Genomic DNA, 13793 nt, shown 5'->3' with positions numbered 1-13793 from the left:
AGATGTCATTTAATTCACTGTGAGCCGCAGGGATTCTATCTGCAAAAGAAAAAGGCCAGCGAATGCTGGCCCAGATGATATTTCACTCTTGCGTCACACGCTTAGTGTCACACCGTCCACGATTCTGACTAGGGGCGAAAATAGCAAGTGACCTGAGCGGTCAGGTTGGGCAATACCCCGGTATACGTAAATCGGCATTGATAATCCAGTTCATCAAACATGTCTTGCATTGCATCCTCACGCTCACGATATTCACCCCGACCATCACCATGGTCGTATTCAACCAAAACCCTACCGCCGGGTAAGTGATCGAACCGCACGGCATCTATATCTGTGCAGTAGCTCCCTTCAAGGCGACATAAACTCTGAGGCACATTTTGATTTCCTACCCGTTTAAGATTCATACCATAAAATTGAACCCCCCCCTGGTTAGTTGACTTTTTGCTTTTGTCCTTCATTAAGTCCGCTAATTGTTTTACTCCCTCAGAGCCAATCGCTCCAGCCAATCCTTCCAAAAACTTATTGGCAATCGCAGGATCGTCAGGCTGCCGATTAGGGCGTCTGATAACCCTTTGGATTTGATCTTCACCATCCGACAAATCCACAGCACTCTCGTATAAACTGTTGTCTTCTTCTAAAGTGATAGGATCAACCTTATGAGGAATGCAGCTCGGATTATCAAAACAGGGGTCGACGACGAGCATAACGTATTTATAAAACCGCTTATATTTCATCGCCGCGGCAAAATCATAATACAACCTATCGTGAAAGGAACTAGTAATACAATTGTCACTGCGATTACAGTCATATATAAACTTAATTGTGCTGATTTGACCAGTGCGCGAGCTCTCGGAAAATATTACCCGAACCTCTTGCCCTTGCGACTTAAAAAAGATCCCTGGTTTTTCATTTGCTGACGCAAAACAGGATGCAGACAAGCCTGCGGCAAGCAAAAGACTGCCTGATAAAACCTTTAAATTAAACATCACATTCTCCTTATAATAATGTTCACACAAAAGATACAATAAAGTCACATTGGGTGCAATTGAATTTACCTAAAAATGACACATCCAATGAATGCTGTGAGATCGATAAAAAAGGCCAGCGAATGCTGGCCCAGATGAATTGCAGTTATGTCGAAACATATATCGCCATGACTACGGGCGATAATAACACGTGACCTGCGCGGTCAGATTTGGTAACACCCCGGTGTACACGAAATGGCATTGATATTCTAATCTTTCAAACAGCTTCTCTAGCTGATTTTCTCTTTCTCGATATTCTCCATGGCCATTGCCATGCGGATACGTAACCAGCATTGTGTCGCCATTCAAATGTTCGAATTGTACTTCATCAACAGGCTCACAAAGGTTAACGGTAACTCTGCACATGGAGCTTGGTTTACTTTGACCATTGCTGGTAGTTGGTCCAATTACAACATATATTGGCATGCCATTCTTGTCTCTGACGCTTTCGCTCTTAAAGTAATCGGCGACCTCTGCAACCACTGTCGAACCAACTGCTGTGGCTACAGAGTCCCATAATTTGGTAAAGAAGCCAGGGTGTGTAGGCTCAGGCTGTGGCCTGCGGTTACCTGACTGAATATCAGCGTAGTCTTCATTCAGTTTATCAGATGAGCTGACACCTGGATTGACATCATGAGGTATACAATTTTCATGTACCTGGAAACAAGGATCATACCAACGCTCTACATACTTGTAAAAACGACGATATTTCAAAGCGGCAGCAAAATCTTCCAGTAACTTAGTCTGAAACTCATTGGTCTGGCAGTTACCGTAATAACCACAGTCCACTCTAAACATCAAACGAGATACACTACGGTTCTCAAATTCGGGGTCGACCCCAATTTCATATCCCTGAGATTTGAAAAAAATACCATCCTTCGCTTCCACCTGATTAAGAAGAGAAGAGAAAACTAGCATTGTATAAATAGCAAAATAAAAACGACTCATTTAATTTCCTTTTATTAATTCCATAGTTCGTCAACACAAAGTATCTAAGAGCAGCGATAAAACCACTCATCAAATACTACATTTAATATACAATAAAGGTACATTTTATTGCAACTTAATAAAACCACAATATACACAAAAAATTTACCTCATTAACCAATAAAAAAGGCCAGCGAATGCTGGCCTCTAAAGGTTGTAACTTTGGCAGATAGTTAGCCTTGCGGCTGACTTGCCCCGCGATTCATAACATGACGTGCGGCTTTACCAAACACACCGAAGAACCCGCCAAATACCTTGCTGATATCAATTAGAATGATATACAGGCACGGTACCAGCACCAGGGTGATCAAGGTCGCGAACAGCACCGCAAAGCCCAGTGATACCGCCATGGGGATCACAAACTTAGCCTGTAAGCTGGTCTCAAAGATGATGGGCATAACACCGGCAAAGGTGGTGATAGACGTCAGGGTAATTGCCCTGAAACGCGCACACCCGGCTTCAACCACGGCATCTTTCAGCTTCACGCCTTCTTTTCTCACCTGGTTCACATAATCGGTCATGACCAGCGAGTCATTGATCACAACCCCCGCCGCCGCAATCAGACCATAAGTCGACATCATGCTCATATCCAGACCAAAGAACCAATGGCCCCAGATGGCACCGACCAGGCTGAACGGGATCACCGACATAATGATTAACGGCTGACCATAACTCTTCAGCGGCACCGCCAGTAAGATATAAACAATAAACATACCGGCAATGAAGAACATCATTTGCTCGTTGGCCTGCGCCTGATCTTCTTCGATATCACCGCCCAGTTCGGTCTTCACTTCAGGGAACTGTTCAAACAGCTTAGGCAACAGGTTATTTTTGATATTCTCAACCACCTGATTAGGTTCAATCACCTGCTCATCAATGTTGCCGTAGATATACACAGTGCGGTAGCCATTTTCACGACGAATATAGCTCACACCCGGGCGCTCCACGAACTCAACCACATCGCCCAGCATCACGTCTTTGCCCTCAGGCGTTGTGATGACCGTATGCTTCAGTGATGAGAAGGCTTCCCTGTCCAGGCGCGGGTAACGCACCATCACTTTGATTTCTTCACCATCGCGGATCACGCGCTGCGCTTCCCCACCATAGAAACTCATGCCTACCTGGTTAGCAATGTCTGACAGGCTCAGGTTCAAATCGTACGCCACCTGCTTGAGCACCAGCTGCACTTCTTTGCTTTCCGGGTCGATACTTGAACTCACATCAAACAGACCCTTTTCTTGTTGCAGCATAGAAATAAACTGGCGACCCGCAGCATTGAGCATATCGATGTCCGGACCATACAGCAGATAGCCAAACTCGCCCTGCCCCTGACCTTCATCGTTAACGTCATCAATTACCAGCAAAGACTTCACACCAGCAATGTCCGGCATGTTTTCACGCCAGCGACGCGACAGCTCAAAGGCATCAAACGGGCGGTCGTCTTCTTCTACCAATACCGCCAGCACGTTGCCTTCTGTACGACCCTCATTCCAGACCATGATGTCTTTGATCATGCGCTGTCCATATTCCTGCTCGATCTCGTCTTCCACTTTCAACATCATGTTTTCGATGATGGTCAGCGCTTCCAACGTTTGCGAGTCCGAGGCATTGTCGTTCAGGGTCAGTTTCACCATAGGGTAATCGTGTGGTACTTTGGGCATCGCCACAAACCTGACCTGATTCGAGGTGATCAGTGACACGCTCAGTATGAGCATACCAACAAAGCCACACAGCACCGTCCAGCGCCACTGTACACAGGTTTCAATGAGGTTGCGGTAAGGCCCATTCACAAAGGCGAAGAAACGCGTGTTGAACTTCGCACGCCAGCTGCCCTCACGCATCGGTGAAAACTTGGTATGGCCAATGTGTGCTGGCAGGATCCACTTAGATTCAATCAAACTGAAGGCCAGACACAGCATCACCACAACCGCTATCGATTTGAAGAACGCCGCTTCCGGGCCACTCGACAACACCATAGGGGCAAACACCGCCATGGTCGTCAATACCCCGAATGTGGCCGGTGTGGCGACCCGTTTCGCGCCAACCACCACGTTATTCACGCCAGGTCCTTTACGCTCAATTTCGGTATAGGCGGCTTCGCCTATGACAATGGCGTCATCCACCACGATCCCCAGCACCATGATAAAGGCAAACAGAGACACAATGTTCATACTGATGCCAAATACCGGCATCATCATAATGGCGCCCAGGAAACACACAGGCAGACCCACCATAACCCAGAACGCGAGCTTAAAGCGTAAGAAAATGCTCAGCATAATGGCGACCAGAATCGCCCCCTGGAACATGTTCTTTTTCATCATGGCCAGACGCGCTTCAAGGTAATAAGTCATGTCCACAAAGGCCGTTAACTCAACCCCTTCTGGTAGCGTTTTATTCTTCGCTTCAATGTAAGAGTGGATCGTATTGGCGATTGGCACCATGTTTTGATCGTTGGTCGCTTTCACCGACAGATAAGCGGCGTTCACACCATTGAGTTGAAAGTAGAATTCACCTTCAATGAAGGCGTCTTTGATTTCTGCAACATCCTGCAACAGCACTTTAGCGCCGTTTTCGCCCACTTTAACCGGGATACGGCGGAATTCGTTACCACGGTATTTCTGATTTTCGACCCGTACGGAGATCAGGCCCGAATTGGTCCGGATCTGACCGGCTGAGACATTGGTTGAGTAGCGACTGATCGCCGTGGCCACTTCTTCCATCGACATGTTGTAACGGCGCAGCGCATCCGGGTCAACTTCAATGGCAATTTCATATTCCGGCATATTGCGATCGACCAAAGAAATATTAGACAGCTGCAACAGCTCATCTTCGACTTCTTTCGCCAACGGCTTCAGTTGTGTCAGAGGCAGATCAGCCACCAGGGCCATCTGTACAACATCCTGAGTAAACTCTATTTGTTGCACACGGATCGGTTCCATCGAGGCCGGGAAGGTTGCGATACCATCGACCCGGGAGCGTACTTTATCGGCGACATCGGCCAGCTCAGCGCTGGTGTCAATCTCCAACTGCACGCTACCGCCGTTACGGTAGGCACGATAAACCGCCTTGTCTATTTCCGTCACATCCTTCAGTGCTTCTTCCACCTTTATCAGGATACTTTCTTCAATTTCCTGTGGCGAAGCACCCGGATAGGTCGCATTAACCGAGATGAGATTAAGCTCAATACTCGGAAACATCTGACGCTGGATCGTAAAGTAACTGATGATCCCCATGATCAGGATAAAGAACATCATCAGATTCGCAGCGACCGGGTTATGCGCAAAGTAGGCTATCAGCCCCGTTTGCTTTGGTGTTGGTTGTTCACTCATTATCCGTCCCTGCCGTTATAGCTTTTCCAGGCCAGAGCCCTGCGTATTGGTCTCATCTGCACCCGCAACTTTCACCGACATACCACGCTGTGGGTATTCAGGTAAGGTGACAACCACCTTGTCACTGTTGTTCAGTCCGGCACCCACCAGGAAGTATTCCCCTTCCTCACGGACCACCTGTACCTCACGAGGCTCAAGCTCCGCATTGTCATTGATCAACCAGACCGTCTGGTTATTGACCAGCTCTTGTGGCAAACGATAGATTTGTTTGAGCGTTTTACCTAAAAAGCTCACCTGTACATACGTACCAAACTTCACTTTTGGTTTATCACTGTTCAGACCGTATGGATCTTCGATACGCACGACCAGGTTGCTCATACGTGTTTGGGTATCAACGGTGCCCAGGTCACGATGGATCTGCGCTTCGCGGGTAAAGCTATTCACGCCTTTATTGAACACAGTCGCTTTGGTACCACCCACGGTTTCAGGTAAAAACACTGAATCGAAACCTGCGATGGGGATCACCACTTCGGCTTGCTCAATGTTATTAAGCTGGGCAACCACACTGCCCGTTGACACAAACTGACCCAGGCCCACGTCACGAGACACAATCAAACCATTGAAAGGTGCAACCACATCACAATTATCCAGGTCACGCTGGGCACGCATTAATGCGGCCTTGGCAGATTTAACCGCCGCTTTGGCACTCATCACCTGAGGTTTACGCAAAAACAGGTCGGTGTGTTTTTTGTTAGGGAAACGTTTGGCTTCGTCTGCTGCCACGTCTGCCTGTGCCTGCTCTTCAATCAAGGCCGCCTCAGCACTGGCCAGCTGAGCTTCGGCCTGTAATACCGCCGCTTCGTAATTGTCTTTTTCTATGCTGAGCAGAATATCGCCCTTCGCAACCACGCCGCCGGCCAAAAAGCTGGGATGCCAGTAAACGACTTCGCCGGCTACCTGAACAGACAGTTGGGTTGTTTCAAGTGGTGTGACTTCACCGTAACTCTGAATAAGAACCTGATGATCCTGTGCCTGAACGGATTCGACCTGTACCACAGGGCGTGTATCCACGACCTGCTCATCTTCCTCACCCTTTGCGACCGCGTTGATGGCTGAAAAGCCTGCCACCCCAAGGCCCAACGCCACAACGGGAAAGATCCATTTTAGTGCTTGTGCTTTCATGACTTTACCTATTGATATTTTCCTACTGCCTATCTTACCAATATAGAGACGTTCAATAACGTGACATTTGTAAGAATCTGTTACTGATTTAGCAAAAATCTTTCAGTTGGCTTTTAGTATGGTAATAGTCCAGCAATAAAACCATTAAAAACATAAAGGTAACAGCCATTAAAAAGCTGGTTACCAGGCCCAGCAACGCCGTTTTAAATACCCAGCACAGCAGCGTAAGTAACAACAATGCCACAAAAGCAACTGGTAAGACCTGACAAAAGCGCCTGATCAATTGCTCTTTTAGCAACGTGCCCGCCTTGGCACCCACCTGCCATTTGATGTGCCACACAGGTGCAGACAACAGCGCCAGGTAGCCCAACACCCCATATAAGCCCGCACCGACCAGCAGCAACATCAACAGACTCAGGGTGATCCCCGTATAGGCACTGAGCCGGGCCGATTTACTCAGCGCAGCGGCACGCGCCGTCATGCTGGTTAACTGAAATACACTTTGCGTAGGATCTTGTACGCGCAGCAGAGCATTCAGATCAGATTTTGCGAGCGACAGCCCTGGCTTCAGCCGGATAATCAGATTAGTGACAAAAAAGTTATGTGGCAGATACACTATGTCCGGCGTCCCCAGGGTCGGCGAATAGATATCTTCTACAATGGCTTGCAATCTGACCGGGCGCTGATCGCGAGAATACAAAGTAGTGCCGACATCTTGCAGCGTCAGGCCTAACTTACCCGCCAGGCTTTGGTTTATGATCACCACCTCTGCCGGGGCATCCAGCGTCAGTTGATCCGCACTGAACGCCTGACCTGCCAGCACGCGTTGGCCAACGGTTTCAAAGTAGCCCACGCCACTCCATTGCCCAAAAGCGGTCAGCTGCCGGGCACTGTCTGGCACCGTACTGATGGGTTCGACCCACGACATTTCCAGTGGATCATTGGCAGCCATGCTGGCCGCGGCTATCTGAGGCTGAGCCAGCAAGGTTGCAATATTGGCTTCACTGAGCTGACGTCGTGCCCGGGCTTTTTGTTCGCCGCGCTCAAAATCCAGCTGCTGCATCTGCACCTGGATTAAGCCCGTGTCATCAAAGCCCTGTGCTTTGCCAATCTGTGCACCGTAATGACTTAACAACCAGATGCTAAAACACAGCACCACCATGCCTATCGTCAACTGCGTATTGATCAGTAATCGACTGAGCCAGCCTGGTAATTGCTTTACCTGACCTTTACCAGAGCCACTGAGTTGCTGCCTGAGCCCACGTAAGTCAACAAAGGTAAAGACACTACGAGCAAACCCCCAGGCCAGTAATAACGCCACACACCACATCCCCAGATAAGCAGGCCAGGACAACTGCAACCAGGTGATGCTGCCCAGAATATCCTCCCCCCAGTATTGCACCAGTGCCATTAAGCCCGGTGCCAGCCCCGTTGCCACCATAGCCGCAAGGGCAAACAGCGCAACCGCATGGCACAACACCTGACGAAACAGCCGGGACTGACGCGCCCCCAGTGCCAGATGTAACGCCAGCTGCGACTGGCGACTTTTAAAATCCAGTAAATACAGCGCAAACAAATTGCACAGGGTCACCACGACCACGCCCAGTGCTGCGCCAACCAGCCATTGTCCCATACCCTGTAGCGCCCCTTTGAGTTTGGTGTCGAGCGGGCGCAGCGTCAGGTGGAGGGTTGTTTCACCAAATCCATACTGCTGTGTCAGTGCATTGATGCGGGCACTCAGCTGCATGGCTTCTGAATGCAGTACCTTATTAGCCTGAGGTAAGGTCCTGCCGACCAGCAACACATTATTACGGATCGCCATATCGGCAAACGGGGTCATGTCGGTCGCGGTATGACTAAAAAAAGGTAAAAAGACATCACTATAATGTGCAGCTCGCAACAGCTCCGGCTCCCGGCTGTCCTCGGCGAGAATGCCCACCACCTGAAAACGCCGGTCATCGAGCTGGATCACCTGCCCGCTGGCCTCCTGGCCCGATAAATAACGTCGAGCAAAACGCGCACTGACAACCGCCTGCGCAGCACTTTGCGCTTGCTGCCCCTGTAAAGACGACGCGGCAAAATAGTCACCACTTTGCAGTGACAGATTAAACAAGGAAAAATAACCCGGCTCGACCAGTGCCGCCGCAATTTTTGGCTGCTCAGGATGATCCACATACAGCATATCTGTGTAGTAAAGTGGCGTGGCCAGCTCGAATAACCCGGGCGTCTGATGCAACTGCCAGGCAGCAGGTACAGACAACGATTCGCTGAGCGTCACTTCGCCTTGCTCATTGCGCAACTCACCATCCACCCAGGCAAGCCGCTCCGGTGCATCATAAGGCAATGGACCATGTGCCTGCCAGGCAATCACGCCGGCGACCAGCAAGGCCGCCATGGCACTGGACAACAACACAACAAAAAACACCGTCATACGCCAACGGGTATACAACGCCTTCAGCGCGTCCTGAATATCTAACCCCATGTCACAGCATTCCTTCAGGCAATCGCACTGCGATGAGTGTGACTGCCGCCGACGATTTCACCATCGAGAAGACGGATCTGCCTCGGTGCCATATCGGCATACCTGGGATCATGCGTCACCATACAAATAGTCGTCCCTTGCTGATGCAGCTGCGAGATCAGTTGCATCACGGCGTCACCACTTTTGGAGTCGAGGTTACCTGTGGGTTCATCCACCAATAGAATGCTGGGGTGCGCAACCAGTGCCCGGGCAATGGCAACCCGCTGCTGCTGTCCACCAGAGAGCTGATCTGGCTTATGCCCGGCACGATGCGATAACCCCACCTTGTCGAGACAGCTTTGTACGCGACTGTGCACCTCCTCACGCGACAGGCGGGTCTCGCTATAACGCAGCGGCAATGCCACATTATTAAACACCGACAACTCATCGATCAGATTAAAAGACTGGAAAATAAACCCGATGTGACGATTTCTTAATTCTGCCCGCTGATCGGCGGTCAGGGTGCCAACTTCGACCCCCTGAATAAGGTATTGCCCACTGCTGGCTTCGTCCAGCAAGCCCATAATAGACAGCAAAGTGGATTTACCACACCCGGACGGGCCGGAGATGGAAACAAACTCGCCTTGCTCTATGGTCAGGCTCACCTGACGCAAAGCGTGTGTTTGCAGTGCTTCGGTTTCGAACACTTTGCTGATGTGCTGCATTGCTATTATCTGTGTCATACTATCCCCGCTGACAAACCGACACCCCATTGTGCCATAGTTGTCCTTTAAACCTTTAATTCAGTGCAACCTGCACACCCTGTTGTGCCAGATTACTCAAATCAGAAATAATCCAGCGCTGGTTTTGTTCGGCACCCTGCTCTATCACCACATAACGACCCGCCAGCGCACCAAATTGCACCGTTTTCAGCTCAGTAGCGCCGTCTTCACGCACACGATATAACTGCGCGGTCTGTTGCTCACGCACATTGGCCGGACGACGAATATATAAAGCCTGATCCAGCTCAGCCACAGTGATGCTGGCATCAATACTGAGCATAGGTCGGGCCGCTTTAGGGAGCGTCTGAGGGAGGGCGACTTCCACTTTTACACTGTTGTCTGCCACCACAGGATCAATCCGTCCCACGATGCCTGTGACCTGCTGATCACGGATCCGCACGGTTACCGCCTGCCCCGGCAGCACTTTTTGCACCTGCGACTGTGGCACGCGCAGCTCAGCCAGAAGCTGTGTCTGACTGCCGATCAATGCGGTTTCATCGCCCACTGTCAGGCGCTGACCCACCGCCAGTGGCATGCGCTCCAAAATACCCGCAACGGGTGCCGTGATAGTCAATGCAGCTAACCTAGCACGGCTGCGCGCCAGCTCCTGGCGCCGGATAACAATCCGCTGTGATGCCAGCTGCTGCGCACTGGCATGAAGCTTTTTTAGCTGTTCCAGACGCTGTTGTGCGCTCTGCATTTGACGGGCCAGATTGGCAACACGGGACTGAGTCTGGGCAAATGCCAGATGCGAAATGATGCCTTTCTCAGCAAGCCCCTGCTCGGCCTGCTGCCGTAACCGGGCAGTTGCCAGATCGCCGGTTAATTTATCCAGTGCCGTTTGCTCACTGAGAAACTCTCGCTGTTGATTGAGTGTCAGCTGTTGCAATGCCATATCACTGCTCTGCAAAGCCTGTTGTGCCTGCGCAACCGCCAGTGACAGATCCGGATTATCGAGCGTCGCAATCACCTCCCCCACTGCAACGGGTGCACCCGCTTTGAGGTGGATCTGTTTCACTACCGCATCACTGTCAGCAGTGATTAAATGTTGCTCCGCACTGCGCAGCACGCCAAAACTGTCCACACCAATCGCCAGTGGTCCATATTCCACGGTTGCAATGAGTACTTCATGCCGCCCCAGCCGGGTGACCTGATCGCTCGGACCTATCAGCCAGACACTCATCCCAAAAACACAAGCGACCACTCCCCACATCCAGCGACGCCAGCGCCTGGTGGGCTCAGGCGGTTTAATTACATCCATTTTAAGCTCCGTAAAGATTGTCACTCCCCCTCTGGAGCCAGTTTCGTGCCAAATTTTTATAGCATTAAAATCATAGCGTTAAATAATTTACATCTCTAATTTCGGCGAAAGCGGACGCCTTGTCCGGAATTGGAACGGGGTAAAGAAGACCATGACAGTCAGCAAAAACGGTTGTTTATTTTCGCAGCCACGGTCGGGCAAGAAAAAGGGGGAAGTCACAGACTTCCCCCTTGCTCGGGACGGATCCTGTTACGGATCTCAAGTAATTAGAATGTGCTTTGTAAAAGCACGGTCAGTGTTATTGCAAGTCGTACACGCTCTTACTGCGGTTGTTCAGCCAGGCTTCAAAAGTGTCTTCGTCAACCAGATCAGCAATACGACCTTTAAACTCACTGTAGCCTTTCTCATTGTAGAATTGCTTCAGTCTCAGGACTTCTTCGTGACGTGATGACATACCACTGCCCGCTTTACGGACTGCGCGGTCAAAGTAGCCAGATTTATGCTTCACACTGCTTAGATAGCCACTGATATCACTGTCATTCCACTCGTTGTAGACAAAGTCTTTACCACTACCACCGGTACCCAGTGGGATCTCATCGCCGCGCACGAACAGAATATCACCGCCGCCGCCGCCATACAGACCAATGTTAGAGAACGTAGAAATGGCTGCCAGAAAGTCCTTACTACCACCACCGCTCAGCTCACAATTGCCTCGCTCACAGACCAGAATGTCCTGACCACTGCCACCCCAGGATTTGGCACGGTTGCCCCATGAACCACCACCGGAATCAACAATGATGTCGGCACCTGAGTTTCCGGACAAACGGTCTTTATTCCCGTCATTACCAAAGATGATATCTTCCCCGTCACCGCCAGAGATGTTATCGCCATCCCGGTTGCCAAACAGCACATCGTTGCCTTTTTCACCTTTAATATCGTCTGCGCCGTCATTGTTATAGCCACTGATGCGCACGCGATGTACCACACCATCGTGATCAGTCTCTATCTCAGAGCCACCGGCGACCCAGTCGTTACCATCGCCTGCGCGGATCTTGTCTTTACCGTCACCGCCAAAGATCAGGTCATTACCCCGACCCGTCTGGATAGTGTCATTACCATTGAGGCCATACACTGTCATATCACGACCCACACCGGTTGCCGCCAGGACATCGTTACCATTTGATAGCTGCACCTCAACTTCTTCTACAGCGTTGCTGAAGGCACAGTGCTGATAGCCCGCTGAGTAAGCAAACACATACTCATCGTGCTCTTCAACGAACAAGGTCAGATTGTTGTCGAGTGCACGCAGTTTCCACACCCCATTATTCAGCTCACTGTCAAAGCTACCAGTCTGAATATGACAACGCTCGTATGCGGTCGTCAGGCTGGCCGGTACATTCCCCGCTGGCGTACAGGAGTATTGCTCAATACCGCTGATATTGCTCTGGATACTGCCGCTTGACCCTTCGGTCAGACAGTCCATGCCCGTGCCACCATCTACTTTTTCATAATCGCCATAAGTGTAAATGGTATCATCGCCTTTACCGGCATACACGTAATCCACTTTATTACCGGTTAGGATGGTGTCATTACCATCACCGCCATACACCAGCTGGTGCCAGTTCAGCGCCGTACCGTCATATTCTTCACCGCTATCGGCCAGGTTTACCTGGAAGCCGTTGTGGTTGCCCACATCAAAGGTTTCACAGCTGCCAGCGTAGTACACAGTGACCAGGGCATCATCGCCTTCGGCGGTCAGCTTCTCACCACTTACACTCGGTGACACCGACAGGTAATTCATGTACGGATTTAAAGAGTTATCATCGGCAACGGCAATCTTTGTACGGTCCAGGCCTTCACAACTGGCCGGTGCATAGTTAGCACAACTGGTTGATTCCACGTTTTCGAATCGGCTCTGGATCGTGCCTTCATCCCCTTCTTCAACACAGTCCGCACCGGCACCACCATCCACGCGCTCATAGTCATCAAACGAGAAAATTTGGTCATTGCCGCCATTGCCGTAAATATAGTCCACTTTATTACCGGTACGGATCACATCATTCCCTTCGCCACCAAATACCTGCTGATGGAAGTCCAGGTTCGTACCATTGTAGTATTCACCACTGTCCGGCAAGTTCACGTGCAGCCCGTTATAGCTACTGCCGTTAAGCACCTCACAGCGGCCACCGTACGAGACCACAATAGAATTCTGACTTCCCGATACGGTCAGCGCGGTGTCAGCCAGTTTGGGGCTCAATGCCAGATAAATCATATATTGATTTTCAACATGCTCACCGATGTCTATCTGAGTTCGATCCAGGCCGTTACAGTAAGTGCCTGGCGCAGCCAGCCGCAACGCCTGAGCATTGTTGGGCAACAAAGTCAGCGAAAGTGCCGCTGCCAGGAGTGCCTTTTGATAAACCACCATGTTAGTCTCCATGAGTTAAGTAAAGATTTGCGCAAAGAAATCTTGATCATGGAATTTATAAGCCACAATTGTGCAATCACTATGGACTCAGACTGGGTAAAAAGGATGAGTTTCTCGAACCGTAGAACTGGTCAGAGCACTGAAACAGCTGACTTTTTTATCTCAACAAGGCTGTACTGCTCTTCTCCGGGGTGAATATAGCGCTGGCCAGCCTGAAAAAAATGCGTCATTTACTACCCATTTTATCCGCAAAATACGCTGTTGAAAAAACGTCATAAAATAAATCATAGCGTCTTGGGTAACACTTGTTTACATATTCACGGTTACTGGCCATGAAT

At 50.2% G+C, this 13793-nt stretch carries 8 protein-coding genes; all 8 read right to left on the bottom strand.

The window, feature by feature from the left end; translation table 11 throughout:
- Positions 1-128: 128 nt before the first annotated feature.
- The 8 genes from PRUB_RS17765 to PRUB_RS17730 all read right to left on the bottom strand — a co-directional run bounded on the left by PRUB_RS17765 (position 129) and on the right by PRUB_RS17730 (position 13455).
- A complete protein-coding gene (locus PRUB_RS17765) occupies positions 129-986 on the bottom strand; it encodes a hypothetical protein (RefSeq protein WP_010384989.1) in 858 nt (285 codons plus the stop codon).
- A 171-nt stretch (positions 987-1157) separates the two neighbouring features.
- The gene (locus PRUB_RS17760; RefSeq protein ID WP_010384988.1) at positions 1158-1973 is read right to left on the bottom strand and encodes a hypothetical protein; all 816 of its coding nucleotides are present in this window, start codon (positions 1971-1973) and stop codon (positions 1158-1160) included.
- A 212-nt stretch (positions 1974-2185) separates the two neighbouring features.
- Complete coding sequence (locus PRUB_RS17755; protein ID WP_010384987.1) at positions 2186-5341, bottom strand: efflux RND transporter permease subunit; 3156 nt, start codon at positions 5339-5341, stop codon at positions 2186-2188.
- Between the two features lie 15 nt (positions 5342-5356).
- A complete protein-coding gene (locus tag PRUB_RS17750) occupies positions 5357-6523 on the bottom strand; it encodes an efflux RND transporter periplasmic adaptor subunit (RefSeq protein WP_010384986.1) in 1167 nt (388 codons plus the stop codon).
- 88 nt (positions 6524-6611) lie between these two features.
- Entirely contained in the window at positions 6612-9005 is a 2394-nt protein-coding gene (locus PRUB_RS17745; RefSeq protein WP_010384985.1) for an ABC transporter permease, read from the bottom strand.
- 14 nt (positions 9006-9019) lie between these two features.
- A complete protein-coding gene (locus PRUB_RS17740; protein WP_198452372.1) occupies positions 9020-9727 on the bottom strand; it encodes an ABC transporter ATP-binding protein in 708 nt (235 codons plus the stop codon).
- A 55-nt stretch (positions 9728-9782) separates the two neighbouring features.
- A complete protein-coding gene (locus PRUB_RS17735) occupies positions 9783-11027 on the bottom strand; it encodes an efflux RND transporter periplasmic adaptor subunit (RefSeq protein WP_010384983.1) in 1245 nt (414 codons plus the stop codon).
- 298 nt (positions 11028-11325) lie between these two features.
- Complete coding sequence (locus tag PRUB_RS17730) at positions 11326-13455, bottom strand: calcium-binding protein (protein ID WP_010384982.1); 2130 nt, start codon at positions 13453-13455, stop codon at positions 11326-11328.
- Positions 13456-13793: the final 338 nt, after the last annotated feature.

The sequence above is a fragment of the Pseudoalteromonas rubra genome (genome assembly GCF_000238295.3).
GTDB lineage: Bacteria > Pseudomonadota > Gammaproteobacteria > Enterobacterales > Alteromonadaceae > Pseudoalteromonas > Pseudoalteromonas rubra.
Note: the sequence above shows the minus strand (reverse complement) of the source record. Positions and strands in the feature narration are given on the sequence as shown.

Coding starts and splice junctions, on each gene's coding strand:
- PRUB_RS17730 (WP_010384982.1), bottom strand. CDS start 13,455: ATGGTGGTTTATCAAAAGGCACTCCTGGCAGCGGCACTTTCGCTGACT.
- PRUB_RS17745 (WP_010384985.1), bottom strand. CDS start 9,005: ATGGGGTTAGATATTCAGGACGCGCTGAAGGCGTTGTATACCCGTTGG.
- PRUB_RS17750 (WP_010384986.1), bottom strand. CDS start 6,523: ATGAAAGCACAAGCACTAAAATGGATCTTTCCCGTTGTGGCGTTGGGC.
- PRUB_RS17755 (WP_010384987.1), bottom strand. CDS start 5,341: ATGAGTGAACAACCAACACCAAAGCAAACGGGGCTGATAGCCTACTTT.
- PRUB_RS17740 (WP_198452372.1), bottom strand. CDS start 9,727: ATGACACAGATAATAGCAATGCAGCACATCAGCAAAGTGTTCGAAACC.
- PRUB_RS17760 (WP_010384988.1), bottom strand. CDS start 1,973: ATGAGTCGTTTTTATTTTGCTATTTATACAATGCTAGTTTTCTCTTCT.
- PRUB_RS17765 (WP_010384989.1), bottom strand. CDS start 986: ATGTTTAATTTAAAGGTTTTATCAGGCAGTCTTTTGCTTGCCGCAGGC.
- PRUB_RS17735 (WP_010384983.1), bottom strand. CDS start 11,027: ATGGATGTAATTAAACCGCCTGAGCCCACCAGGCGCTGGCGTCGCTGG.